The sequence below is a fragment of the Roseitalea porphyridii genome (genome assembly GCF_004331955.1).
Taxonomy (GTDB): Bacteria; Pseudomonadota; Alphaproteobacteria; order Rhizobiales; family Rhizobiaceae; genus Roseitalea; species Roseitalea porphyridii.
Window position 1 is genome coordinate 897,988 of the sequence record NZ_CP036532.1, and the last position, 24,003, is coordinate 921,990.

Here is a 24,003-nt window from a genome sequence, read left to right on the forward strand (position 1 = left end):
CAGTGTGCACGAGATATTGGCATTGTGCATTATGGAGTGCCAGATTCGGTCAATCGACGGCGATAGATGGCGGAGCCGCGAAATTTTTCTCATTCCAATTTCAAGCGTGAAGACAACAGGATAGCTTTTTGACGGGCCTGCTGCTGGATCTTCGCCCGAGCGGCCAAAAGTTATTCAAAGATTTCAATGCGTTATATTAGCAAAGATCGATTGAGTGGGAGTGAGGGGTAGAGGAAGCGGCGGCTCCGGGCGCCAAACGGCACTGCACGGCGGCCCGTCCCGCCCATGCAGGTGGCAATGGTCGTTCCCGGCGGCCATCAATGCTCCGGCAGTCCGGGCTCGGTCGCAACAAGGCTTGGCCGGGCGGCAACCGATGACCACCAGTCGGAAAGCGCCGAACGGCTGCGCAAGGCATCGGCACCTTCCGGCGCCATGGCGAAGTAGGCGATCATCGGGGCAAGGTGACAGTCCGCGAGAGTGAACGTGGTTCCGTTAAGCACCAACCCTTCTGCGGCCAGTCGATCCAGGGCATCGAGTACGATCGAGGAGGCTTTCAGGCCCGCTGCGATCTCGGCTTCGTTGGCTTTCTCCCCGGCCGCCGGTCGGAATATCGCGTGCTCGAACACCTGACGTATCAGCGGACGATAGGCGTAGCTGTCGACGATCGAGATCACCTGCATCATGCGCCCAAGCGAGGGGGCTGCCGTCGGTGTGAGTTCGGGCCCAGGGAAAGCCGCGTCGATGTAGCGGGCGATGGCGACCGTCTCGTAGATGTCGTACGCACCGTGGCTGAGAACAGGCACGCGCCCGAATGGATGTCTTTGGAGAAACGAGGCGGGCAGGCCCGCATCGAAGGGGTTCACGTCCTCGACCTCGTAGTCGACATCCTTCTCGAACAGGACGACGCGCGCGATGCGGTGGTAAACGCTGAACCGATAGCCGCGAAGCACGACGGACTTTGACATCACGCCTTTTACCAGCCGTCCTGCGATTGTGTCACCCGAGTGTCGGGATGGCGAACTGCACATCGTTGGCGGCGCTGGTTGGCCAGCGCGTCGTCGTGGTCTTCATGCGGGTGTAGAAGCGTATGCCTTCCATGCCGTGCATGTTGTGATCGCCGAAGTTGGACGCCTTCCACCCGCCAAAGGAATGGAACGCCATCGGCACCGGGATCGGAACGTTGACGCCGACCATGCCGACTTCGATGTCCTGGCTGAACCGGCGCGCCGTATCGCCGTTGGACGTGAAGACGGCCGTGCCGTTCGCGTAGCTGTGACGATGGATCAACTCGACGGCCTCGTCATAGGACCGGCGTCGAACGACCGACAGGACCGGGCCGAAGATCTCGTCCTTCCACACATCCATGTCCGGTGTGATGTGATCGAGAAGCGTCGCGCCCATGAAAAAGCCGTTCTCGTAGCCCTGCCTGTCCTGGCGGAAATCGCGGCCATCGACGACGAGCCTGGCGCCCTCCTGCTCACCGCGCCCGACATAGCCTCGGACCCGGTCCAGATGCGCGCCGGTGATCAACGGTCCCATCTCGGAGGACGGGTCGCTGGCCGGGCCGATCTTCAGCGCCTTAATCTTCGGCACCAGACGTTCGATCAGCGCGTCGGCGACGGCATCGGTGACCGGAACGGCAACCGAGATCGCCATGCACCGTTCGCCAGCCGACCCGAAGGCTGCGCCCATCAACGCGTCGGCGGCCATGTCCATGTCCGCGTCCGGCATGATGACGGCATGGTTCTTGGCGCCGCCGAGCGCCTGAACGCGCTTGCCGTTGGCCATGGCCGTGCGGTGGATGGATTCGGCCACCGCGGTCGAGCCCACGAAGCTCACCGTGCGAACATCTGGATGGTTAAGCAGCGCGTCGACGGCCCGCCTGTCGCCCTGAACGACATTGAAGACGCCGTCCGGAAGGCCGCATTCGGCGAGCCACGCGGCCAGCTTCAGCGCCGGCGATGGCACCCGCTCGGAAGGCTTGAGGACGAAGGTGTTGCCGCAGGCCAGCGCGACCGGGAACATCCACAAGGGCACCATGGCCGGGAAGTTGAACGGTGTGATACCGGCGCACACACCTAGCGACTGGCGGATGCTGTGGCTGTCGACGTCCGAGCCGACATTCTCGGAGAACTCGCCCTTGAGCAGGTGCGGCGCACCGACGGCGAACTCGACCACTTCGATGCCGCGCGTCACCTCGCCGAGCGCGTCCGCATGGGTCTTGCCGTGCTCGGCCGAAATCGTCTCGGCAAGCTCGTCGGCGCGCTCCCATAGCAGCGTCTTGAACCGGTCGAGAATGCGGGCGCGGCGCAACGGCGGCGTCTTTGACCACTCCGGCCACGCCTGCCGCGCGGCAGCCACGGCGCCATCCACCTCCACTTTGTCGGCCAGCGCGACCGACGTGTCGGACGCCCCTACAGCCGGATTGAAAACCGGCAAAGTGCGTCCGGACGCGCCGTCACGCATTGATCCGTCAACGAAATGGCCAATTACCGTCATCGCCTGGCTCCTCCATCCTGGTTGGCCGGCGGGCTATCATTTCATGCCATTCGAAAATATGGATAATGAAGGCGAACTGTTATCGGAATTCGGATATCAGATGAACTGGGACGATCTCCGCCATTTCCTGGCTGCGGCCCGGGCCGGCCAGATCCTCGGCGCCGCCCGGCGGATGGGCGTCAGCCAGTCGACGCTCAACCGCCGCATATCGGCGCTCGAAGCCGATCTGGGCACGCGCCTGTTCGAACGCTCGACCAGCGGTAGCGCGCTGACCGAGGCCGGATCGCGACTTCTGAAGAACGCCGAGCGGATGGAGGCCGAAGCGTTGCGGATCAGGGCAGGGCTTGCCGGTCCCGACACGCCGCTGACCGGAACCGTGCGGATCGGCGCACCGGACGGGTTCGGTGTGGCCTTCCTTGCCGGACGCATCGGAACGTTTGCCGCCCGACACCCGCAGCTGACCGTTCAGATCGTCCCGGCTGCGCGCAACTTCTCCCTGTCACGGCGCGAAGCCGACGTCGCCGTAACGGTGGGCCGGCCGTCCAAGGGAAGGCTGCGCGCCAAGAAGCTGACCGACTACACTCTGGGCCTTTATGCGTCCGCAGACTACCTGGACCGGATGTCGACGCCCCGCACCCGCGACGATCTGCGCAACCATACGCTGATCGGCTATGTCGACGACCTGATCTTCGCCCCGCAGCTGGATTTCGCCGTCGACCTGCCTGTGAAATGGCAATCGCGGATCGAGGTGTCCGGCGCCACCGGCCAGTACGAAGTCGCGCGTGCCGGCGCCGGAATCGGCATTCTGCACCGTTTCATGGCCGAGGACGATCCGGCCCTTGTCCAGGTCCTGCCGGAGATCGTTCTGACGCGCAGCTACTGGGCCGTCTGGCACGAAAGCCATCATGCAAGCCGCCGGGTGCGCGCCGTCGTCGACTTCCTGGACGAAGCGGTGCGCGATGCCAGAAGCTGCTTCTGACGCGCACGCTGCCACCGTGGCGCGCCTTCAGCCGGGCACGTAGGAACTGACGCGTTTGAGACAGCGCAGCGAGAAGCTCGACTTGGAATGCCGCAGACCGGCGATCTTGAAAAGACGCTCGCGCAGGAACTCCTCGACGCCGCGTGTTCCGTCGGCGACGATCTTCACATGGAAGTCGTGATCGCCCGCCATCAGGTGAACCTCGAGCACCTCGGGAAAATCGGCCATTGCCTTGCCGAACGCCTCGAGCACGCCGGTTTCGTGCTGATCGAGCGACACTTCCACCATGACCGTCTCGCCGACGCCCAGCGCCTCGTGATTGAGGACCGCCGTGTAGCCGGAGATCACACCTTTCTCCTCCAGCCGCTTGACGCGCTGCCAGCACGGGCTCGCCGACAGGCCGACGGCCTTGGCCAGTTCGGCATTGGTCAGACGTCCGTTCGCGACCAGCGCCTTCAGAATGCGGCGATCGATTTCGTCAATCGGTTTGGACACAGTTGATTCTCATGCTTCTTCCAGTCGATGGAGAAGATAATTCTGCGAAATCGCGAATTTGGCAAGCGATAAAGGAGCACTTTCTACACGGACTGAGCTAACCTTTCCTCATGGGAGGCCCCGCGGGGTTGCGAAACGGGAGCAGCAGTTTGGACTTCGCGCTATCCGAGGGGCAGCAGATGCTCTTCGACACCGCTTTCGACTTCGGTCAGGAACAGATCGCGCCGCATGCCCAAACCTGGGAACGGGCGGGTACGATCCCGCGAGAGCTGCTTCGGAGCGCCGGCGCGCTTGGCTTCGGCGCCCTTTATGTGCCCGAACAGATGGGTGGCTCGGGCCTGTCGCGCCTTGATGCGACACTCGTGTTCGAAGCGCTCTCCGCCGCCTGCCCGTCCGTGGCCGCTTTCATCTCGATCCACAACATGTGCGCGCACATGATCGCGCACCACGCCACAGACGCATTTCGGGACGCGTGGCTCGAGCGCATGGTGACCATGGAGGCGATCGCCTCCTATTGCCTGACCGAGCCCGGGTCGGGGTCTGATGCGGCGGCGCTGCGCACAAAGGCGACCAACACCGGCGGCTCTTATGTGCTGAACGGCACCAAGGCCTTCATCTCGGGCGGCGGGTATTCAGACCTCTACATCGTCATGTGCCGCACGGGCGAGGAAGGCGCGCGCGGCATTTCGGCGATCGTCGTACCTGATGGCACCGAGGGCCTGAGCTTCGGTGCGGCCGAGCGCAAGATGGGCTGGCGCGCCCAGCCGACGGCGCAGGTGCAGCTTGACGATTGCGCGGTCGATGCGAGCCACCTTCTGGGCGCCGAAGGCGAAGGCTTTGCCATTGCCATGGCGGGCCTCGATGGCGGGCGGCTGAACATTGCAGCCTGCGCGCTCGGTGGTGCGCAGGGCGCCTTGCGCATGGCGCTGGACTATGTCGGCGAGCGTCAGGCGTTCGGGCGGACCATCGACCAGTTCCAGGGCCTGCAGTTCCGCCTCGCCGATATGGAAACCGAACTGCAGGCCGCGCGGGTCTTTCTGCGGCAGGCCGCCTGGAAGCTCGACACCGGGAGCCATGACGCGACGGTCCACTGCGCCATGGCCAAACGGTTCGTCACCGACACCGCCTTTCGGGTCGCCAACGATGCTTTGCAGCTCCTGGGCGGCTATGGCTATCTGGAGGATTACGGCATCGAGAAGATCGTACGCGACCTGCGCGTCCACCAGATCCTCGAAGGCACCAACGAGATCATGCGCGTCATCACGGCACGGTCGCTTCTGCGGGAGCGTGGAAGCCGATGACCGACGACCCCGAAGTCCTGATCCGGCGGCAGGGCCGCGTCGGCCACATCACACTGAACCGGCCGCAAGTCCTCAACGCGCTGTCGCCGGCCATGATCGACGCCATTTCGAACGCGCTGTCCGAATGGGCGCGCGACCGCGACATCGCGATGGTGCTGGTCGATGCGGCGGGCGAGCGCGCCTTTTGCGCCGGCGGCGACATCAATGTGCTGTATGAACGCGCCCTCGCCGGCGATCATGAATTCGGCCGCGCATTCTGGCGCGCCGAATACCGGATGAACGCGCAGATCGCGCACTTCCCGAAGCCGTTCGTGGCCTTGGTGCACGGCATCGTCATGGGCGGCGGCGTTGGCGTGTCGCTGCATGGTTCGCACCGCATCGTCACCGACACGGTGAGGTTCGCCATGCCCGAATGCGCGATCGGCCTGATCCCGGATGTCGGCGCGTCGCTCCTGCTCGGTCGCACGCCGGGGCACTTCGGCGAGTTTCTGGGCCTGACAGGGCGCCGGCTCGATGCTGCCGAAATGGTGTATTGCGGTCTGGCCGATCAGATCGTTCCGGCCGGCGCGATGGACGATCTGCGCGCGGCCTTGCTTCAAAGTGGCGATCCGGGATCGGCACGGCAGTTTGTGACAGAGCCCGGCCCAGCGGCCATCGCCGGCGAAAGGGCCTCGATCAATGCCGTGTTCGGCCTCGACACGATCGAACTGATCCTGGAGGCGTCGCGGGCGCTGGACAATGGTTGGGGCGCGGAGGTGCAACGTCTTCTGCGTGCAGGCTCGGTGTTGTCGCAGCAAGTTGCCCTTTTGACGATCCGCAAGGCCCGCCGGCACGGCTCGGTCGTCGCCGCGCTCCGGGACGAATTCCGGTTCACAGCGCGTGCCACAGAACATGCCGAACTGCTCGAAGGCATCCGTGCCGCCGTCATCGACAAGGACCGCGATCCGCAGTGGCGCTACCGGACTCCGGACGATGTGCCGGACACGCTTCTGGCCGAGTTCGGCGAGAAGGCACCCGGCGGCGACTTCGCGTATCTGGAGAAACGCCCATGAGGATCGCATTCATCGGACTGGGTAACATGGGCGCGCCGATGGCGCGCAACCTTGTCGCCGCCGGGCATGACGTGACCGGCTTCGATGCCCAGCTCACCTCTGTTGACGGCATCGCCCTTGCGTCTTCGGCCACCGACGCCGTTGCCGATGCCGAGGCGATCATCACCATGCTCCCCAACGGCGACATTCTGCGCAGTGTCTATGCGCAGATCGTTCCGGCGGCGCCGGCCGGAAGCCTGTTTGTCGACTGCACCACAGCCGACGTTGACAGTTCCGTCGCGGTGGCACGCCAGGCCGAACAGGCGGGCCATCTGGCGCTCGATGCTCCGGTGTCCGGCGGCGTCGCCGGGGCGCAGGCCGGCACGCTGACATTCATGGTCGGCGGGTCGCATGCGGCGTTTGAACGGGCGGCAGCGCTCTTCGACGTGATGGGCCAGCGCGCCATCGCCTGCGGACCGTCCGGTTCCGGGCAGGCGGCCAAGATCTGCAACAACATGCTGCTCGGCATCACCATGGCCGGCACCTGCGAAGCGATTGCGCTGGCCGACAGTCTCGGGCTCGACCGGCAAGCCTTCTTCGACGTCGTTTCGACCTCATCGGGCCAGTGCTGGTCGGTCAACACCTATTGCCCGATGCCGGGCATCGGTCCCCTCTCGCCCGCCGACAACGATTACCGGCCGGGCTTTGCCGCCGAACTGATGCACAAGGATCTCGACCTCAGCCAGAAGGCGGCCGAGGCCTCCGGAACGGCGACCCCACTGGGCGCCAGGGCGACCGATCTCTATCGCGCGTTCGTGGAGGGCACGGGCGCGGGCAAGGATTTTTCCGCCATCCTCAAGCATATCGCAGCCTTGAAGAGGTCCTCATGAGCGAACCCTCAATCATTTCGGAGCGGCGCGACCGCGTGCTCCTGATCACTCTCAACCGACCCGGGCAGCTCAACGCACTCAGCGCGGACACGATTGCCGAACTCAATGCGCTTCTGGTGCCGGCCGACAAGGACCCGTCGCTGGGGTGTATCGTCATCACCGGCAGCGAAAAGGCATTCGCCGCCGGCGCGGACATCAAGGAGATGCAGGACAAGTCCTATCAGGCGATGGCGCGACAGGACTATTTCGCCGAGTGGGAGACGTTTGCCCGGCTGCGCACGCCGCGCATCGCCGCCGTCAACGGCTATGCGCTCGGCGGCGGCTGCGAACTGATGCTGATGTGCGACTTTGCCATTGCCGGCCGGTCGGCAAGGTTCGGCCTGCCGGAGATCAAGCTCGGTGTCATGCCGGGCATGGGCGGCACGCAGCGGCTGCCCCGGCTGGTCGGGCGCGCGCTGGCGATGGACCTGATCCTCACCGGGCGGACGATGGAGGCCGACGAAGCGCTCGCCGCCGGTCTGGTCGCGCGCCTCGTCGAGGACGATGCCGTCGTCGAGACGGCCTTGCAGGCGGCGCAGACCATCGCTGGCTATTCGAAACCGGCGACGCTTCTGGCCCGCGATGCCGTCAACAGGGCCGACGAGGTCTCGCTGTCGGAAGGCACGCTGTTCGAGCGGCGCGTGTTCCATTCCCTGTTTGCCACGAGCGATCAACGCGAGGGCATGACGGCGTTCGTCGAAAAGCGGCCGCCGGTCTTTACCGGAAACTGACACGGCGCCGCAGCAGCGCAGGAGGGTAGGGATGGACATCGGGGCAAACACGCCCGTCGTCGTGGCCGGTGGAGCGTCCGGTCTGGGGGCCGCCGTCGTGAGACATTTCGCCGGGCTCGGCGCGCCGGTCGGCTTTCTGGATCGCGACGAGGTCGCCGGTCAGAAACGCGCCGAAGAGCTGGACGCGGCGTTCGCGGCGGCCGACGTGTCCGACTGGGACAGCGTGAACGCTGCGCTGTCGACCTTGCGCGACAGGAATGGTCAGGAACGGATTTGCGTCAATTGTGCCGGCATCGCACCGGCCGCGCGAACGGTCTCGCGCAGCGGCGCGCACGATCCGGCTCTGTTCGCCAAGGTTGTCGCGGTCAATCTGGTCGGGACGTTCAATGTGGCGACACTCAGCGCCACCGGGATGAGCGCGCTCGAGCCCGTCAACGATGATGGCGAGCGCGGGATCATCATCAACACGGCCTCCGTCGCGGCCTATGAGGGGCAGATCGGCCAGATCGCCTACGCAGCTTCCAAGGGTGGTGTGGCGGCGATGACGCTGCCGATGGCCCGCGATCTCGCCGGGCTTGGCATCAGGGTCGTCACGCTTGCACCGGGCATTTTCGCGACGCCGATGGTCTCGGCCTTTTCGACCCAGGTTCAGGAGGCGCTGGCCCAAAGCGTGCCGTTCCCGCGGCGTCTCGGCCAGCCCGAGGAGTTCGCCCGGATGGCCGCCGCGCTTGTCGAAACAACGATGATGAACGGCGAGATCGTGCGCGTCGACGGTGCCATCAGGATGCAGCCGAGCTAGAAACGCGATGACCGATCTTCCCCTCAGCCTGTACGTGCCCGAACCGGCTTGCCGCCCCGGTGGCGAGCCCGATTTCTCGGACTTCGAAGTGCCCAAAGCCGGGGCGATCCGCCGGCCGGCTATCGACGAGGCGCCCGAGAACATGCGCGACATGGCCTTCTCGATCGTGCGCGTGCTCAATCGAAAGGGCGAAGCGGTCGGTCCCTGGGCAGGCTCACTGACCGAGGACGAACTGAAGGCCGGGCTCCGGGACATGATGACGCTGCGGCATTTCGATGACCGCATGCTCAAGGCGCAGCGTCAGGGCAAGACGAGCTTCTACGCGCAGCACCTGGGCGAGGAAGCGGTCGCCTGCGCCTTTCGCCGGGCGCTCGAAGACGGAGACATGAACTTCCCGACCTATCGGCAGGCGGGGCTTCTGATCGCCGGCGGCTACCCGCTCGAGACGATGATGAACCAGATCTTCTCCAACGCCCGCGATCCGCTCGAGGGCCGGCAGCTGCCGATCTTCTATTCGTCAAAGGACCACGGCTTCTTCACAATCTCGGGCAATCTGGGCACCCAGTTCATCCAGGCCGTGGGCTGGGCGATGGCGTCGGCGATCTCGGGCGACACGCGCATTGCGGCGGGCTGGATCGGCGACGGGTCGACCTCCGAAAGCGACTTCCATGCGGCCATGGTGTTCGCGTCGACCTACAAGGCGCCCGTGGTGCTCAACGTTGTCAACAATCAGTGGGCGATCTCCACCTTCCAGGGCATGGCGCGGGGCAATGCCGGCACGTTCGCGGCGCGCGGGCACGGCTTCGGCATTCCGGCAATACGCGTCGACGGCAACGATTTTCTTGCCGTTCACGCCGTCGCCAGATGGGCGGCCGCACGCGCCAGGGCCGGCCATGGGCCAACCCTGATCGAGCATGTGACCTATCGCGCCGGCGCCCATTCGACCTCCGACGATCCCGGCGCCTACCGGATCAAGCACGAATTCGATGCTTGGCCGCTGGGTGACCCGGTCGCAAGGCTCAAGGAGCATCTTGTCACGCTGGGCATCTGGTCGGACGAGCGTCACATCCAGGCCGACGCGGAAATCCTCGATGAGGTCAAGGCTGCACAGAAGGCGGCCGAGGCGTCGGGCACCATGATCTCGGGGCCCGCGCCGTCGCCGCGCAGCATGTTCGAGGGCGTTTATGCCGAGATGCCTGACCACCTGCAGCGGCAGCGCCAGGAGGCGGGGTACTGACATGGCCCGGATGACGATGATCGAGGCCATCCAGAACGCCCATGACGTGGCCATGGAGCGGGACGCCAGCGTCGTCGTTTTCGGCGAGGACGTCGGCTATTTCGGCGGGGTCTTCCGTTGCACGGCCGGGCTGCAGAAGAAGTACGGCAGCCACCGCTGCTTTGATGCGCCGATCAACGAGAGCGGCATCGTCGGCGCGGCGATCGGGATGGCAGCCTATGGCTTCAAGCCCGTCGTCGAGATCCAGTTCGCCGACTACATGTACCCCGCCTACGACCAGATCGTCAGCGAGGCGGCCCGCATCCGCCACCGTTCCAATGGAGATTTCACCTGTCCGCTTGTCATCCGCATGCCCACCGGCGGCGGCATCTTCGGCGGCCAGACGCACAGCCAGAGCCCCGAAGCGCTTCTCACGCATGTCTCGGGCCTGAAGGTCGTCATTCCCTCCAATCCGCGCGACGCGAAGGGCCTGTTGACGGCGGCGATCGAGGATCCCGATCCGGTGATCGTTCTTGAACCCAAGCGCCTCTACAACGGTCCGTTCGACGGCCATTACGACCGCCCGATCGCCGCCTGGAAGAAGCATCCGCTCGGCGAGGTCGATGACGGCCACTTCACCACACCACTCGGCAAGGCCGCCATTTACCGGCCCGGCTCCGACCTGACCGTCCTGACCTATGGCACCATGGTCTATGTCGCCGAAGCGGCCGCCCATGAAACCGGCATCGATGCCGAGATCATAGATCTGCGGACGCTTCTGCCGCTCGACATGGGTGCGATCGAGGCGTCGGTCGCCAGGACAGGCCGGTGCGTGATCATCCATGAAGCGACGCGAACCTCGGGCTTTGGCGCGGAGCTGAGCGCCGTTGTCCAGGAACTCTGCTTCTACGCGCTCGAGGCGCCGGTCACACGCGTGTGCGGGTGGGATACGCCCTATCCGCATGCGCAGGAATGGGCCTACTTTCCCGGTCCCGATCGGGTCGCCGCCGCGTTTCGCGCCGTCATGGAGGCCTGATCATGGGCGTCTACACCATCGTCCTGCCCGACGTGGGCGAAGGAATCGCAGAAGCTGAACTCGTCGAGTGGAACGTCGCCATCGGCGACACGGTCCGCGAGGACGACGTGCTCGGCACGGTGATGACGGACAAGGCCGCCGTCGAGGTCCCGTCCACGGTGACCGGTCGCGTCGTCTGGCTCGCCGGCCAACCGGGCGACACCCTCGCCATCGGCTCGAAATTCATCCAGCTCGACGTCGATGGGCAAGGCAACGACGCTTCGGCCGGGGATGGTGTGGTTTCCGATGAAGCGGCCGCCGCAGAACCCCGGACCGTTGCCGAAACGGTTCCGGCCATGCCGTCCGATCCGTCGCCGCCAACGGCCCGGCCCGACAGTTCCTCGCCAGAACCCGAGGAGTCCCTCCAGCGGACATCCGTGGCCCAACGCAAGCCTCTCGCCTCGCCGGCGGTCCGAAGACGGGCGCGCGAAGCGGGTGTCGACCTGCGGCAGGTTACGGGCTCCGGACCTGCCGGCCGGATCGGCCAGGACGATCTCGATGCCTTCATCGCCGGCGCTGGGCGTCCGCGTGCCGGAAGCGGACGCCCAGCTGCCAAGGGCACGACGACCCGCAAGGTCGTCGGCATGCGCCGCCGCATCGCCGAGAAGATGGCGCTGTCCAAGAGCCGCATTCCGCATATCACGATCGTCGAGGAGGTCGATGTTACCGAGCTCGAAGCGCTGCGGTCGGGGCTCAACGGCCGACACGCGCAAAAGCGCGGCAAGCTGACCGTGCTTCCGTTTATCGCGACCGCGCTCGTGCGTGGCATCCAATCCCATCCGGGCATGAATGCCCACTTCGACGATGAGGCCGGCGAGATCGAGGAGCATGCCGCAGTCCACATCGGGATCGCCACCCAGACCGAAGCAGGCCTCGCCGTGCCCGTCATCAACCATGCCGAGGCGCGGAACCTGTGGGATCTCGCCGCGGAGATCGACCGGCTGGCGACCGCGACGCGCGACGGCAAGGCGACGCGCGACGAACTGACCGGATCGACGATCACGATCACCTCGCTTGGCCCGCTCGGCGCGATCGCGACGACGCCGATCATCAACCACCCCGAGGTTGCGATCGTCGGTGTGAACAAGATGGCGATGCGGCCGATCTGGGACGGCGCGGCGTTTCGGCCGCGCATGATGATGAACCTGTCCTGCTCGTTCGACCACCGCGTGATCGATGGCTGGGATGCCGCAATGTTCGTCCGCACGCTCAAGACGCATCTGGAGACGCCGGCGCTCCTGTTCCTGGAGGCGGACCAATGAGCGTCGGCAAGTGCAGCCTGCTGGTGTTGGGTGCGGGGCCGGGCGGTTATGTCTGCGCGATCCGGGCCGGGCAAATGGGCATCGACACCGTCATCGTCGATGAAATGGCGCCGGGCGGAACGTGCCTGAATGTCGGTTGCATACCCTCCAAGGCGCTCATTCACGCGGCCAACGAGTTCCACAAGATCACCCATGCATCGGACCAATCCGCCCTTGGAATCAAGGCGGCGGCGCCAACCATCGACCTGGGCGCGACGGTCGGGTGGAAAGACGCGATCGTCCGGCGCCTGAACGGCGGCGTCGAGGGCCTGTTCAAGAAGGCCGGCGTGCGCCACATTCGCGGACGCGGCGAGGTCCTTGACGGCAAGACCGTGCGGGTCTTCCGGGATGGCGGCGAAGAAACGATCCGGACCGATGCGCTGGTGCTCGCCACGGGATCGGCGCCGGCGGAACTGCCCTTTCTGCCCTTTGGCGGCAAGGTGATCAGCTCAACCGAAGCGCTCTCGTTGGCCGAACCGCCCACCGCGCTGGCGGTCGTCGGGGGCGGCTATATCGGCCTCGAACTTGGAACGGCGTATGCGAAGCTCGGTTCACGCGTCACGGTCATCGAGGCGGAACAGCGCATACTGCCGCAATACGACGCAGCGCTCACCCGCCCGGTCGAACAGAGCCTCGAACGTCTCGGGGTGACCGTGCTGACACGAACCAAAGCGCTGGAGCTCTCGGACAAGGGGCTTTGCGTCCAGCACGCCGACGATGGCCCAAGCGACATCGATGCGGACCGGATCCTCGTGACGACCGGCCGCACGCCGCGCATTCGCGAGGCTGGCATCGAGGGGCTGGCGCTGACGTTGACGCAGGACGGCTTCATCGCAGTCGACGACCGCTGCGCAACGTCCATGCGCGGCGTTTACGCGATCGGCGACATCACCGGTGACCCGATGCTGGCCCACAAGGCGATGGCGCAGGGCGAGCTTGTCGCCGAGGTCGTCGCCGGTCGCCGGTCTCGCTGGGACAGGACCTGCATACCGGCGGTGTGCTTCACCGATCCCGAGATCGTGACCTGCGGGCTGCTTCCGGATGAAGCGGCCAAGCAGGGCTTCGATGTATCCGTCGGCCAGTTCCCGCTCGCGGCCAGCGGGCGCGCGATGACCATGGAGGCGGCCTCGGGCTTCGTGCGGGCCGTCGCCGAGCGCTGTACCGGCCGCATCCTCGGCTTGCAGGCGGTCGGGCGCGACATTTCCGAACTGTCGACGGCGTTCGCGATCGCCATCGAGATGGGCGCCGTAGTGGACGACATTGCCGGCGTCATCCATGCGCACCCCACGCTTGGCGAGGGGCTTCAGGAAGCCTGCTTCGCAATCGGTGGCAAGACGATCCACGTCTGAGCCGTCAGCGCCGATCTTGCGGGCGCCGCCTGCGGGGCGGCGCCTTGTGCGTCAGTTGAAGAGCTGGTTCGGCAACCACAGCGCCAGGTTCGGAAACTCCAGCACCAGCGCGAGCGCGACCAGTTGCAGCACGACGAACGGGATGATGCCGCGATAGATATCGCCGATCGTGACCAGATCGCGCGCCGTCCCCTTGGTGTAGAACAGCGCGAAGCCGAAGGGTGGCGTCAGAAAGCTCGTCTGCAGATTGATCGCGACGAGGATGGCGAACCAGTAGACGGCGTCGACGGATGCGACGTGATCGCCGAAATCGAGCAGCTGGACGATCGGCGCGAAGATCGGCAACACGATCAGTGTGATCTCGATCCAGTCGAAGAAGAAGCCCATCACGAAGACCATCAGCATCAGGATGGCAAGGATGCTCCACGGCCCGAGAACGCCCGTGTCGACCAGCGACAGGACGAGTTCCTCGCCACCAAAGCGCCGGAACAGATAGCTGAATGCGGTCGCGCCGACGAAGATGAAGAAGATCATCGAGACGGTCGTCAGCGAGCGGCCGAGAACATGGTTGAGGCCGGGCAGGGTCAGTCGACGGCGGAAGACGGCCAGGGCGAGCGCTCCGAGCGCCCCGACCCCTGCTGCCTCGGTCGGTGTTGCCCAGCCGCCAAGGATCGAGCCGAGCACCAGGCCGATCAGCAATGCGGGCGGTATGAACCCGGAGGCCAGCTTGCCGGCAAGCGCCCGTTTCTCGTCAGCCGTCAGTGGCGTCGATGCGCGGGGCGCAAGTTTCGGCCGCATGAAGCTGATCGCAACGATGTAGACCAGATAGAGCCCCGACAGGATCAGACCCGGAACGAGCGCGGCCATGAACAGCTTGCCGACCGAGATCGTCAGCAGGTCGCCCATGATCACCAGCATGATCGAGGGCGGGATAAGAATCCCGAGCGTTCCCGATGCGGCGATCGTTCCCGTCGCCAGCGATGGCGCATAATTGTTGCGCAGCATCATCGGCAGGGCCAGCAGGGTCAGCATGGCGATCGAGGCGCCGATGATCCCGGTCGAGGCGGCGAGGATGGTCCCCATCAGCGTCACCGACAAGGCGAGACCTCCGGGCACCCTGCGCATCAGGGTCTGCAGACCTTCGAGCAGATCCTCGCCGATCCCGCTCTTTTCCAGGAGCGTGCCCATGACGACGAACATCGGCACCGCGACCATGACCGGGTTGGCGACGATGCCGCTGAATATCCGGTTGATCAGCAAGGGCAGGTGAACGAACCGGATCTCGCCCATCGCCAGTCCGATTCCGGCAAAGACCAGCGACACGCCACCCAGGACGACCGCGACCGGCAAGCCCGAGAAGATGAACAGCGCAAGGCTGACAAACATGATGATGGGGAGCCATTCAGCGAACATGCCAAAGTCCTCAAACGGGGCCGGCGGCCACTACGGGTCTGGAAAGAACGGGGTGTCGGGCGCTTTGCCGCCGGTTCTGAGCGCATCGATGCAGCGCGCCAGGATCGACAGGGCCGACAGGATGACGAGTGCGAAGCCGATCGCAAGGAACGACTTGATGATCCAGCGATTTGGCAGGCCGCCACCGCCGACCGACCCCTCGCCGGTCGCCCAGGCGCGCAGCGCATAGTCGATCGAGAAGTGAAACAGGAAGCCCAGATAGGGGATCAGGAACAACACGATCCCGAGCACCTCGAGCCAGATCTTGGCCCTTGGCGGAAAGCTCCCGCGCAGAAGATCGACGCGCACATGCGCGTCCTTGAGGTAGGTTGCGCCGAAGCCAAGCAGCATGGCCGCGCCGTGCAGGTGCCATTGCAACTCCTGCAGCATGGTCGACCCGGTGTTGAAGAACTTCCGGCCGACGACGTCGTAGCCGATGACGAAGGCGAGGCAGAACAACAGCCAGCCGCCAGCGAAGTGGCCCGCCCGCGGGAGAGCCGCGCATATGTGTGCAATTGATTGCAGCATGAGTCCGTCCGGTCGCTGGGGCCCACCCCGGCCTTGTGGTCAGGGTGGGCGAGCTTCGGTTCGGCCGCCGATCAGCGCAGATAGCCCAGTTCGCGCCAGATCTCGTAATTGTCGCGGAATTCGGTGTAGGACGCCCAGGTCCGTGCGAAGTCGGCGTCTTCGGTCAACTCATCGACCACCTCAAGCCACGCCGTCTGCATTGCCTCGAGGATTTCCGGCGACCAGGTGTGCAGCGTCACGCCCTGTTCCTGAAGCTGTGCCAGGGCATCGAACTGGATCGCTTCGCCCCATGCGATGGACTCGGCGACAGCCGAACGGCACACCTCGTTGACGATCGCCTGATTGCGTTCGCCCAGATCGTTCCAGACATCGAGATTGATCAGCAGGGAGAACAGCGAGGTCTGTTGATGCCAGCCCGGGAAGTAGTAGTGGCCGGCATAATTGTTCATGCCCAGCGCGAGATCGAGCGCGGGCATCGAGATTTCCGCCGCATCGATCGTGCCCAGTTCGAGCGCCGGCACCGTGTCGCCGACCGGCAGGGTCTGTGCCGAGACGCCCAGCTTCTCCATCACGCGCGCGCCAAGGCCGAAGAAGCGCATCTTCTTGCCCTTCAGGTCATCGAGCGTTTCGATGGGCTCGCGGAACCAGCCCGACGCTTCCGGCGGGATCGTCGAGCACAGGATCGGCTTGATGTTGTGGCCGGCCGAGATCTCGTCCCAGATCTCCTGACCGCCGCCATGGTAGTACCAGGCCAGGTATTCCGGCGCCTCCGGTCCGAACGGCACCGAGGTGAACATGGCCGCCGACGGGATGATGCCCTGCGCGAAGCCCGGCGAATACCAGGCGGCGTCGACCGCGCCGGTGGAGACCGCGTCCCATGCCTCGGGGGCCGGCACCAGCGCGCCGGGCTCGTTGAAGTTGAGCGACAGTTCACCGCCGCTGATCAGCTCCATGCGCTTGCCGATCTCCTGGCCGATCTCACCGATGATCGGAAACGTGCCCGGATAGACGCTGGTCATTTCCAGCGTCTGCGCATGCGCCGTCGCCGAAGCGAACAGAGCAGCGCCGATCGCCACGACCGCGACGGAGTTGTTAGATGCCTTCATGGTATTCCTCCCTTTTGTGGAATGCTCTTTCGGTGGCAATGACACCGGCCGAAAGGAATCCGCCGTCGGCCGCGAGCACCTGCCCGCAAACGAAACCGGATGACGGCGAAACGAGAAAGCCGATCACGTCGGCGATTTCCTCGGGCGAGGCGTATCGTCCGATCGGCATGCGGGCGATCCAGGCCTCCCTGGCTCCCGGCGACGCGGTGACGCCCCGCACCATCGGTGTGTCGACGGGGCCCGGCGCGACGGCGTTCACGCGAATGCCCAACGGAGCCAGTTCGGTCGCCATGGTGCGGGTGAGCTGGTGAACGGCGCCCTTGGAGGCGCCGTAGGCGCAACGCCCCGAATTGCCGGTCAGGCCGGAGACCGAACCGATATTGACGATGGCCGCAGGCCCGCCGTTGGCGCTTTGATGGGCGTCCACGAACCGGCGTGAGGCCATGAAGGTGCCCATGACATTGACCTCGAACATGGTGCGCATCAGTTCGTCGGTCGTGTCGAGGAAGTGGCGGTTTCGCGCGATGCCGGCCGCATTGATCAGGCCGCCCGGCCGCCCGCCGAGTTGTCGCAAGGCGGCCCTGAAGGCCGCATCGAGTGCCTCGCCGTCGCATATGTCGACACAGGCCGCCATCGCCCGGTCCGGCCGCCACCAGCGCTCGTCGCGAAGCGAGCCAAGAGCCGCCTCGTCGCGGTCGAGCAGTGCGACCTGCGCGTCCCGCTCAATGAGCCATGCGGCACAGGCGCGGCCAATGCCTGAGGCGGCGCCCGTGACGAAGCACACCGTGTCGGCGAACGGGCCGGTCACGGTCTCGGCTCCGCAGCATTCTCGGGCGTCTCCGAAACGACCCATTCCTCGATGGCCAGTTCGAACGTCACGCAGACGAGGTTCTTGCCGCGCATGAACCGGCCGCCGCCGATGCGGCCGTCAGGTCCTGCGATCATGCCGTGCAGGACGGCCACCGGTTTTCCGCCGGCGGCCGTCCGTACCTCACCCGCAAGGCCGACCACTTCGACGGCCGGGCCGTAGACCACGGTCTCCGACCCGTCGCCGCAATCCACGCAGGCGTCTGTCAGGCTGCCAAGGCTGCCACGGATGAAGCCGTTGAGAACGCCGGCCTCGTCGCAGATCGTTTCGATGGCCGTGACCAGGTCTTCGTTCGGCCTCACGCGGCCATAGACAACGCGCCCGACCGAACCCGCCTCCGCGTGTACCAATTCCCCCATCACGCCGGCTCCCCGATGGCGGCCGGCGCGAACACGGCATGGTTGGTTTCCAGGTCGGGCGACTGGTGCACGTCGATCTGCTCGAAGAAGGTCGCGCGCAGGCGCAGCCCCTCGCGGCCGACGATGCAGCGAGCCGGGTCGAGATGCCCGCCTCCAAGTGTGCCGCTCGCCGGCAGTGCGAACCACGCATGGCTGTGAACCATCCGCGCGCCGTCGACGGACCATCCGATCGTCGCCGAGCCGCCGAGCACGGTGGCATCGGCAAAGCACAGCCAGTCCGTATAGGTCGCAACGGTCCGCCCGGTAACATCGGGCGCGGCAAGGCAGTGCACGCACCGGGAAAGCTCGCCCGACAGAAGCGTGAAGACGGCGGCAGGCGCCTCGCCAGCGGCATCGACCAGACCGGACAGGAGGTCGACTCCCGTGGGCAGCACGACAAGGGCCGCCCGGGCCGAAGGCTCGCTGGCGGTCACGAGCCGCGACGCTGCCGCAGGACCGGGGTGGCGCATGGAGCGCGGCTCAAAGCGCGTGGCGATATCGGCGATCATTGCGCCTCCTCCGCCAGATCGTCCCCGGCCTGCAGCCGCTCGAGGATCGCCTGCCTGACGAGGTTCTTGGTAACCTTTCCGTAGCCCGACCGCGGCAGCTGCTCGAAGCGCTCGAACCGTTTCGGGATCTTGTAGGATGCGATCTTGCCGGACAGGTGGGACTTCAGGTCGGGTAGCGGGGCATCCGGGCTGCGCAGCACGATCGCCGCCACGCCGATCTCGCCCCATTTGTTGTCCGGAATCCCGACGACGCTGACCTCGCAGACTTCGGGATGGGCGGCCAGCTTCTCCTCGATTTCGAGCGGATGAATATTCGAGCCGCCCGAGATGAACATGTCCGACTGGCGCCCGGTGATGTAAAGGAAGCCTTCGTCATCGAAATGGCCGACATCGCCGGTGCGGAACCACCCGTTCCGGAAGGCGGCGGCATTGGCCGCTTCGTCGTTGTAGTAGCCGCTGAACACGGCCGGACCGATGACGCATATCTCGCCGGTTTCGAACGGGCCGAGACTGCGTCCTTCCGCATCCTGGATCGCGATCTGCATGCATGTCCGTGTGAAGCCGCAGGTCCCGATCCGCGCCTCCGGACAATCTTCGATTGCGTGCATGTGCGGCGGTAGGACCGTGATGTTGCCGGTCACCTCGCCCAGTCCGAAATACTGGACGAGACAGGGGCCCAGCTTGCGCAGTGCCTGTTTCTGATGCGCCCGCAGCATCGGCGCGCCCGCATAGATGACATGGCGCAGGCTGGTGTGGTCGAACCGGTCGGCTGCCTCGTGCTCGGCCAACGCGGAGAGGATGCTTGGCACGGTGAAGATGTTGGATATCCGGTGCTTCTCGATCAGCGCGAAGACGGCAGCCGGATCGAGACTGCCGGGATCGGAAAGGACCGTTCCGACACAGCGCGCCACCTGAACGAGCTGATGGATTCCGGCGCCATGCGAGAGCGGTGCAACCACCAGCGAACGGTCCGTTTCGGTCATGCCCGGCATCAGATCGGCGAGGTGGTTGTTGATCACGAATGCCATCTGGCCGTGGGTCAGAACGCCCGCCTTCGGGCTTCCCGTCGTGCCCGAGGTCAGAAAGAACCAGCAGGGGTCGTCACGCTCGACGGGTGCCGCCCGGAACCTGTTGCCGTGACCCGCGCGGACCAGATCGCCATAGCGGTATTCGCCCGGCCGCGGTTTGCCGATGCAGATCGCCAGCCTGGCGCCGGCCGCGAGCGCCGCATCGGCGTGCTCGGCAAAGGCCTCGTCGTAGATGACGGCCGAGGCGTCCGTGGTCTTGGCGATATGGGCCACGTCATCGGGCACCACGCGGTAGTTCGTGGGCACCCATACGGCGCCGATCTTGAAGATGGCGAACATCGTCGCGAACATCTCGTTCGAGTTGCGCGCGTGCACGAGCACCTTGTCACCGCGCCCGATGCCGAGCTTGCACAGTGAGTTCGCCGCGCCGTCGACACGAGCGTTCATCTCGGCCCATGTCCAGACGCGATCTCCGCTGACGATCGCCTGGCCCGTCGGGTATCGGCGGGCGGCCTCGGTGAGCAGGTCGCCCAGGTTCATCACCCTGTTTGAGATACGCTGCATGGCCGGCGCCCTAGCGAAGACGCTCGAGGATGGAGACGTAGTTGGCGACCGCCGCACCGCCCATGTTGAAGACACCGGCCAGTTCGGGCGCGTCGAGCTGCATCTCGCCGGCATCGCCGCAAAGCTGCATCGCTGCCATGACATGCTGCGACACGCCGGTCGCACCGATCGGATGGCCCTTGGACTTGAGGCCGCCGGACGGGTTGACCGGCAAGCGCCCGTCTCGTGTCGAAATGCCCTCGTCGATGACACGGGCTCCGTCACCCGGCTCGGCCAGGCCCATCGCCTCATATTCGATCAGTTCGGCGATGGTGAAACAGTCGTGGGTCTCGACGAACGACAGATCGTCGTTCGTGACGCCCGCGGCGCTGCGCGCCGCTGACCATGCGCGTGCCGCGCCCTCGAAGGCGGTTGCCGTCCTCAGGCTCAACGGAAGATAGTCGTTGACCTGTTCGGCTGCGCGGAAATGGACCGCCTTCCTGGCCGTGCGCAGTGCCGTTTCGGTGTCGGTCAGAACGACCGCGGCGGCGCCGTCCGAAATCAGCGAGCAATCGCTGCGCCTGAGCGGGTCGGCGACGAGCGGGTTCTTGTCGGACACCTGCCGGCAGAACTCGTAATCCAGCGCCTTGCGCATGTGCGCATAGGGGTTCTTCGCGCCATTGTGATGGTTCTTGGCCGCGATCCGCGCCAGGCTGTCGGTCTTGTCGCCATGTTTCTGGAAGTAGGCACGGGCGATCCCGGCAAAGACGCCGGCAAACCCGCCTTCGACGTCCGCTTCCTGCTTGTGGTACGAGGCGCCGAGCAGGATTTCGCCGACCTCCGAGGTCGGGGTCGCCGTCATCTTCTCGACACCGACGACGAGAACGTGCCGCGCCGACCTGCTTTCCAGCGCGCGCAGGCCGGCATGAATGGCGGCCGAGCCGGTGGCGCAGGCGTTTTCCACGCGCATGGCGGGCACGTGGCGCAATTCCGGAACGGCCAGCGCGACCAGCGCGCCCAGAAAATCCTGCCGCCCGAAGCCATTGTTGAAGGCGCCGACGAAGACCGCGTCGATGTCAGCCGGCTCCAGGCCGGCATCCGCAATGGCCGGTCCGGCAACCTCGGCGATCAGCGCTTCGGCGTCGACCGCCTCCGACCTGCCGAACCGTGTGTGTGCCCACCCGGTGATGCATGCTGACATTTTGCCCTCCCGCTCGTCGGACGCATACTATGTCCGAGCTTGAGCAAATTCTTGTCTGATTATCTTGTTCTGGGTATTTTTTTGACATACAATCAGCAGGTTTTTACCGGATTGAGCATGAAACATGTCTGCCATTGATGATACGGATCGCCGGATTCTGCGCGTGATGCAGGAGGATGGATCCTTGACCGTTTCGGAGATCGCCGAGCGGGTCGGGCTGTCACAATCGCCCTGTTCGCGGCGCATCAGCCGGTTGACGGAAGAGGGCATCATCTGCGGCAAGGTCGTCCAGCTCGACCGAAAGAAGCTCGGCTTCGACGTGATCGTCCTGGTCCGGATCAAGCTGACGGAGCATGGCCGCCAGGCTCTGAACGTGTTTCAGGAAGCGGCAATGCTGATTCCCGAAGTGCAGGTGATCCAGCTCATGCTGGGCGAGTTCGACTTCAACGTCCGCGTGGTGGTGCGCGACATGGACCATTTCCAGACGCTTCTGCGTGAGAAGCTGGTCATGCTGCCGGGCGTCCAGGAGATTCAGAGCACGGTCATTCTCGAGGAAATGAAGTACACGACGTCGCTGCCGCTGTGAGGGTGCCGACGTTCCCCGTCGGCCCAAGGCTCGACAAGGATCGAGCGCACGCTCGCGTCGTCGATCGAGGTCTTCAGCGCCCGCGTTTCTCGTTCTGCGAGATAGGATGACGGGGCGATGCCGTTCGATCGCGGTTCTGATCGCACCATCGATCGTATCCGAACAGTCGAGCGGGAGCAGGGGTTTGCGAAGTGGCCGCTGGGCGCCCTGGCCGCATTTCGCAGACCCGGCGCCCGCCTGTGCCCAGATCGCGCAAAGCAGCGCGCCCCGCATCGATGATCGAAGGCGAATGGTACCCAAGTAGAGAAGGGTAATTCCTTGCGGTTGACCGCGCTCGAAAGCGGGCCTTTACTCGCGCCAATCGGTCGCCGCGGCCATCGCCCGGACGTCCACCATCGCGGCCCGCTTCGGGTCGCCACCCGAAAACCCGTTTTGGGAAAGGCATCATCCATGCTGCTCAACAGGAACCTCACGGCCGCGGCAGCGGCCACGGCGATCGCGCTGCTTATGGCCGCGCCCGCCGACGCGCGCGTTCTGAACATGCACAATGGCGGCGACGTCACCTCGCTCGATCCGCACAAGGTCTCCGGCGACTGGGAGAACCGCGTCGTCGGCGACATCTTCGAGGGGCTCGTCACCGAGGACGTCAATGCCGAGCCGATCCCCGGCATGGCCGAGAGCTGGGAAATCTCCGACGACGGGCTGGTCTACACCTTCACGCTGCGCGAGGACGCGGTCTGGTCCGACGGCGAGCCGGTGACGGCGGACGATTTCGTCTTCGCGTTCCAGCGCCTGATGGACCCCGCAACGGCCGCCGACTACGCCTATCTGCAGTACACGATCAAGAATGCCGAGGCGATCAACACCGGCGAGAACGAGGCGCTCGACAGCCTCGGCGTCAAGGCGCTCGACGACCGGACGCTCGAGATCACGCTGGAGAACCCGACGCCCTACCTGCTCAGCGCCCTGACCCACTACACCGCCTATCCGATCCCGCAGCACGCGGTGGAAGCCAATGGCGACGAGTGGGTGCGCGTCGAGAACATCGTCGTCAACGGGCCCTACAAGCCCACCGAATGGGTGCCCGGCTCGCACGTTCTCACCGAGATCAACGAGAACTATTACGACGCCGGAAACCTGGCGATCGAAGGCGTGAAGTTTTTCACGCTGGAAGATGAATCGGCCGCGCTGAAACGCTACCGTGCCGGCGAGTTCGACATCCTGACCGAGTTCCCGACCGACCAGTATCAGTGGATGCAGGAGAACCTGCCGGGCGAGGCGCGAGTCGCGCCGTTCGCGGGCCTTTACTACTACGCGGTCAACACGCAGCAGGAGCCGTTCACCGATCCCAACGTGCGCAAGGCGCTGTCGATGTCGATCAACCGCGAGGTGATCGGTCCGCAGATCCTGGGCACCGGCGAACTGCCGGCCTATTCCTGGGTTCCGCCGGGCATGGCCAATTACGGCGATCCGGCGCGCGTCGACTGGGCCGACATGGACTATGGCGCCAAGGTCGAGGAAGCCAAGCGGCTGCTCGAGGAAGCCGGCTTCAACGAGGACAACCCGCTGTCGCTCCAGTTGCGCTACAACACCAACGAGAACCACAAGCGCATCGCCGTCGCCGTCGCCGCCATGTGGAAGCCGCTCGGCATCGAGGTCGAACTCTACAACACCGAGACCAAGGTGCACTATGACGAGCTGACCAAGGGCATCCTCGATGTGGCGCGCGCCGGCTGGCTCGCCGACTACAACGACGCCTTCAACTTCCTGCAGCTTCTGGAAACCGGCGTTCCGTTCAACTACGGCCGCTGGTCGAACGAGGACTATGACGCGCTGCTGGACGAGCAGGCGACCATCACCGATCTGGAAGAGCGCGCGGCGGTCATGAAGGAAGCCGAGCAGATCGCGCTCGACCAGTCCGCCTCCATCCCGATCTACTATTATATCTCGCGCAACGTCGTGAAACCCTACATCGAGGGGTTCGAGGACAATGTGTTCGACATCCACCGCACCCGCTGGATGTCGATCAACGAGTAGGACGAAACGTGTGACCCTGTCCGGCGGCCCGCGCGGCCGCCG

At 65.3% G+C, this 24,003-nt stretch carries 23 protein-coding genes; 12 read left to right on the forward strand and 11 right to left on the reverse strand.

Annotated features, from left to right (window positions below; translation table 11 throughout):
* Window positions 1-317: 317 nt before the first annotated feature.
* The gene (locus E0E05_RS04300) at window positions 318-965 is read right to left on the reverse strand and encodes a glutathione S-transferase family protein (protein ID WP_131615598.1); all 648 of its coding nucleotides are present in this window, start codon (window positions 963-965) and stop codon (window positions 318-320) included.
* Between the two features lie 31 nt (window positions 966-996).
* Window positions 997-2,499, reverse strand: a complete 1,503-nt coding sequence (locus tag E0E05_RS04305; RefSeq protein WP_131615599.1) for a CoA-acylating methylmalonate-semialdehyde dehydrogenase — start codon at window positions 2,497-2,499, stop codon at window positions 997-999.
* Window positions 2,500-2,599: 100 nt separating this feature from the next.
* Here E0E05_RS04305 and E0E05_RS04310 point away from each other — a divergent pair, with 100 nt between their 5' ends.
* Complete coding sequence (locus E0E05_RS04310; protein ID WP_131615600.1) at window positions 2,600-3,478, forward strand: LysR family transcriptional regulator; 879 nt, start codon at window positions 2,600-2,602, stop codon at window positions 3,476-3,478.
* Between the two features lie 27 nt (window positions 3,479-3,505).
* Here the strand turns inward: E0E05_RS04310 and E0E05_RS04315 are convergent, their stop codons facing one another.
* Window positions 3,506-3,973: an Lrp/AsnC family transcriptional regulator gene (locus tag E0E05_RS04315; protein ID WP_131615601.1), complete on the reverse strand. Its 468-nt coding sequence runs from the start codon at window positions 3,971-3,973 to the stop codon at window positions 3,506-3,508.
* 149 nt (window positions 3,974-4,122) lie between these two features.
* On the opposite strand from E0E05_RS04315, the gene E0E05_RS04320 reads away from it, so the two are divergent.
* The 9 genes from E0E05_RS04320 to lpdA are packed head-to-tail and all read left to right on the forward strand — an operon-like array spanning window position 4,123 to window position 13,705.
* Window positions 4,123-5,274 carry an acyl-CoA dehydrogenase family protein gene (locus E0E05_RS04320; protein WP_131615602.1) on the forward strand — a complete coding sequence of 384 codons (1,152 nt, stop codon included), beginning with the start codon at window positions 4,123-4,125 and terminating at the stop codon, window positions 5,272-5,274.
* The gene (locus E0E05_RS04325; RefSeq protein WP_131615603.1) at window positions 5,271-6,326 is read left to right on the forward strand and encodes an enoyl-CoA hydratase/isomerase family protein; all 1,056 of its coding nucleotides are present in this window, start codon (window positions 5,271-5,273) and stop codon (window positions 6,324-6,326) included. The genes E0E05_RS04320 and E0E05_RS04325 overlap by 4 nt, the downstream gene beginning before the upstream one ends.
* The gene (mmsB, locus tag E0E05_RS04330) at window positions 6,323-7,195 is read left to right on the forward strand and encodes a 3-hydroxyisobutyrate dehydrogenase (protein ID WP_131615604.1); all 873 of its coding nucleotides are present in this window, start codon (window positions 6,323-6,325) and stop codon (window positions 7,193-7,195) included. The genes E0E05_RS04325 and mmsB overlap by 4 nt, the downstream gene beginning before the upstream one ends.
* A complete protein-coding gene (locus E0E05_RS04335) occupies window positions 7,192-7,965 on the forward strand; it encodes an enoyl-CoA hydratase-related protein (RefSeq protein ID WP_131615605.1) in 774 nt (257 codons plus the stop codon). Before mmsB ends, E0E05_RS04335 begins: the two co-directional genes overlap by 4 nt.
* A gap of 31 nt (window positions 7,966-7,996) precedes the next feature.
* Window positions 7,997-8,764: an SDR family NAD(P)-dependent oxidoreductase gene (locus E0E05_RS04340; RefSeq protein ID WP_131615606.1), complete on the forward strand. Its 768-nt coding sequence runs from the start codon at window positions 7,997-7,999 to the stop codon at window positions 8,762-8,764.
* Between the two features lie 7 nt (window positions 8,765-8,771).
* Complete coding sequence (locus E0E05_RS04345; RefSeq protein WP_131615607.1) at window positions 8,772-10,001, forward strand: 3-methyl-2-oxobutanoate dehydrogenase (2-methylpropanoyl-transferring) subunit alpha; 1,230 nt, start codon at window positions 8,772-8,774, stop codon at window positions 9,999-10,001.
* A 1-nt stretch (window position 10,002) separates the two neighbouring features.
* Window positions 10,003-11,016 carry an alpha-ketoacid dehydrogenase subunit beta gene (locus E0E05_RS04350; protein ID WP_131615608.1) on the forward strand — a complete coding sequence of 338 codons (1,014 nt, stop codon included), beginning with the start codon at window positions 10,003-10,005 and terminating at the stop codon, window positions 11,014-11,016.
* Between the two features lie 2 nt (window positions 11,017-11,018).
* Window positions 11,019-12,317 carry a dihydrolipoamide acetyltransferase family protein gene (locus tag E0E05_RS04355; protein WP_131615609.1) on the forward strand — a complete coding sequence of 433 codons (1,299 nt, stop codon included), beginning with the start codon at window positions 11,019-11,021 and terminating at the stop codon, window positions 12,315-12,317.
* Entirely contained in the window at window positions 12,314-13,705 is a 1,392-nt protein-coding gene (lpdA, locus tag E0E05_RS04360; protein WP_131615610.1) for a dihydrolipoyl dehydrogenase, read from the forward strand. Before E0E05_RS04355 ends, lpdA begins: the two co-directional genes overlap by 4 nt.
* 51 nt (window positions 13,706-13,756) lie before the next feature.
* On the opposite strand, the gene E0E05_RS04365 is transcribed toward lpdA, so the two are convergent.
* From E0E05_RS04365 to E0E05_RS04400, 8 genes are all read right to left on the reverse strand, one after another.
* Window positions 13,757-15,118, reverse strand: a complete 1,362-nt coding sequence (locus E0E05_RS04365; RefSeq protein WP_131615611.1) for a TRAP transporter large permease — start codon at window positions 15,116-15,118, stop codon at window positions 13,757-13,759.
* A 30-nt stretch (window positions 15,119-15,148) separates the two neighbouring features.
* Window positions 15,149-15,616: a TRAP transporter small permease subunit gene (locus tag E0E05_RS04370; RefSeq protein WP_158629269.1), complete on the reverse strand. Its 468-nt coding sequence runs from the start codon at window positions 15,614-15,616 to the stop codon at window positions 15,149-15,151.
* A 140-nt stretch (window positions 15,617-15,756) separates the two neighbouring features.
* Window positions 15,757-16,791 carry a TRAP transporter substrate-binding protein gene (locus E0E05_RS04375; RefSeq protein ID WP_210215756.1) on the reverse strand — a complete coding sequence of 345 codons (1,035 nt, stop codon included), beginning with the start codon at window positions 16,789-16,791 and terminating at the stop codon, window positions 15,757-15,759.
* A complete protein-coding gene (locus E0E05_RS04380; RefSeq protein WP_158629270.1) occupies window positions 16,778-17,599 on the reverse strand; it encodes an SDR family NAD(P)-dependent oxidoreductase in 822 nt (273 codons plus the stop codon). Before E0E05_RS04380 ends, E0E05_RS04375 begins: the two co-directional genes overlap by 14 nt.
* A complete protein-coding gene (locus E0E05_RS04385; protein WP_131615614.1) occupies window positions 17,596-18,018 on the reverse strand; it encodes a PCC domain-containing protein in 423 nt (140 codons plus the stop codon). The genes E0E05_RS04380 and E0E05_RS04385 overlap by 4 nt, the downstream gene beginning before the upstream one ends.
* Window positions 18,018-18,566, reverse strand: a complete 549-nt coding sequence (locus E0E05_RS04390) for a PPC domain-containing DNA-binding protein (RefSeq protein WP_131615615.1) — start codon at window positions 18,564-18,566, stop codon at window positions 18,018-18,020. The genes E0E05_RS04385 and E0E05_RS04390 overlap by 1 nt, the downstream gene beginning before the upstream one ends.
* Window positions 18,563-20,158, reverse strand: coding sequence for an acyl-CoA synthetase (locus tag E0E05_RS04395; RefSeq protein ID WP_131615616.1), 1,596 nt, complete (start codon window positions 20,156-20,158; stop codon window positions 18,563-18,565). The genes E0E05_RS04390 and E0E05_RS04395 overlap by 4 nt, the downstream gene beginning before the upstream one ends.
* Before the next feature lie 10 nt (window positions 20,159-20,168).
* The gene (locus E0E05_RS04400; RefSeq protein WP_131615617.1) at window positions 20,169-21,338 is read right to left on the reverse strand and encodes an acetyl-CoA acetyltransferase; all 1,170 of its coding nucleotides are present in this window, start codon (window positions 21,336-21,338) and stop codon (window positions 20,169-20,171) included.
* 184 nt (window positions 21,339-21,522) lie between these two features.
* On the opposite strand from E0E05_RS04400, the gene E0E05_RS04405 reads away from it, so the two are divergent.
* Window positions 21,523-21,924: an Lrp/AsnC family transcriptional regulator gene (locus E0E05_RS04405; protein ID WP_244597929.1), complete on the forward strand. Its 402-nt coding sequence runs from the start codon at window positions 21,523-21,525 to the stop codon at window positions 21,922-21,924.
* Between the two features lie 507 nt (window positions 21,925-22,431).
* Window positions 22,432-23,961, forward strand: coding sequence for a peptide ABC transporter substrate-binding protein (locus E0E05_RS04410; RefSeq protein WP_428977600.1), 1,530 nt, complete (start codon window positions 22,432-22,434; stop codon window positions 23,959-23,961).
* Window positions 23,962-24,003: the final 42 nt, after the last annotated feature.

Excerpts from the sequence above, each read along its gene's own strand:
- E0E05_RS04335 (WP_131615605.1), top strand. The coding sequence starts at position 7,192 with ATGAGCGAACCCTCAATCATTTCGGAGCGGCGCGACCGCGTGCTCCTG.
- E0E05_RS04410 (WP_428977600.1), top strand. The coding sequence starts at position 22,432 with ATGGCCGCGCCCGCCGACGCGCGCGTTCTGAACATGCACAATGGCGGC.
- E0E05_RS04355 (WP_131615609.1), top strand. The coding sequence starts at position 11,019 with ATGGGCGTCTACACCATCGTCCTGCCCGACGTGGGCGAAGGAATCGCA.
- E0E05_RS04375 (WP_210215756.1), bottom strand. The coding sequence starts at position 16,791 with ATGAAGGCATCTAACAACTCCGTCGCGGTCGTGGCGATCGGCGCTGCT.
- E0E05_RS04400 (WP_131615617.1), bottom strand. The coding sequence starts at position 21,338 with ATGTCAGCATGCATCACCGGGTGGGCACACACACGGTTCGGCAGGTCG.
- E0E05_RS04305 (WP_131615599.1), bottom strand. The coding sequence starts at position 2,499 with ATGACGGTAATTGGCCATTTCGTTGACGGATCAATGCGTGACGGCGCG.
- E0E05_RS04390 (WP_131615615.1), bottom strand. The coding sequence starts at position 18,566 with ATGATCGCCGATATCGCCACGCGCTTTGAGCCGCGCTCCATGCGCCAC.
- E0E05_RS04395 (WP_131615616.1), bottom strand. The coding sequence starts at position 20,158 with ATGCAGCGTATCTCAAACAGGGTGATGAACCTGGGCGACCTGCTCACC.
- E0E05_RS04365 (WP_131615611.1), bottom strand. The coding sequence starts at position 15,118 with ATGTTCGCTGAATGGCTCCCCATCATCATGTTTGTCAGCCTTGCGCTG.
- E0E05_RS04300 (WP_131615598.1), bottom strand. The coding sequence starts at position 965 with ATGTCAAAGTCCGTCGTGCTTCGCGGCTATCGGTTCAGCGTTTACCAC.
- E0E05_RS04345 (WP_131615607.1), top strand. The coding sequence starts at position 8,772 with ATGACCGATCTTCCCCTCAGCCTGTACGTGCCCGAACCGGCTTGCCGC.
- E0E05_RS04350 (WP_131615608.1), top strand. The coding sequence starts at position 10,003 with ATGGCCCGGATGACGATGATCGAGGCCATCCAGAACGCCCATGACGTG.
- mmsB (WP_131615604.1), top strand. The coding sequence starts at position 6,323 with ATGAGGATCGCATTCATCGGACTGGGTAACATGGGCGCGCCGATGGCG.
- E0E05_RS04325 (WP_131615603.1), top strand. The coding sequence starts at position 5,271 with ATGACCGACGACCCCGAAGTCCTGATCCGGCGGCAGGGCCGCGTCGGC.
- E0E05_RS04310 (WP_131615600.1), top strand. The coding sequence starts at position 2,600 with ATGAACTGGGACGATCTCCGCCATTTCCTGGCTGCGGCCCGGGCCGGC.
- lpdA (WP_131615610.1), top strand. The coding sequence starts at position 12,314 with ATGAGCGTCGGCAAGTGCAGCCTGCTGGTGTTGGGTGCGGGGCCGGGC.
- E0E05_RS04340 (WP_131615606.1), top strand. The coding sequence starts at position 7,997 with ATGGACATCGGGGCAAACACGCCCGTCGTCGTGGCCGGTGGAGCGTCC.
- E0E05_RS04385 (WP_131615614.1), bottom strand. The coding sequence starts at position 18,018 with ATGGGGGAATTGGTACACGCGGAGGCGGGTTCGGTCGGGCGCGTTGTC.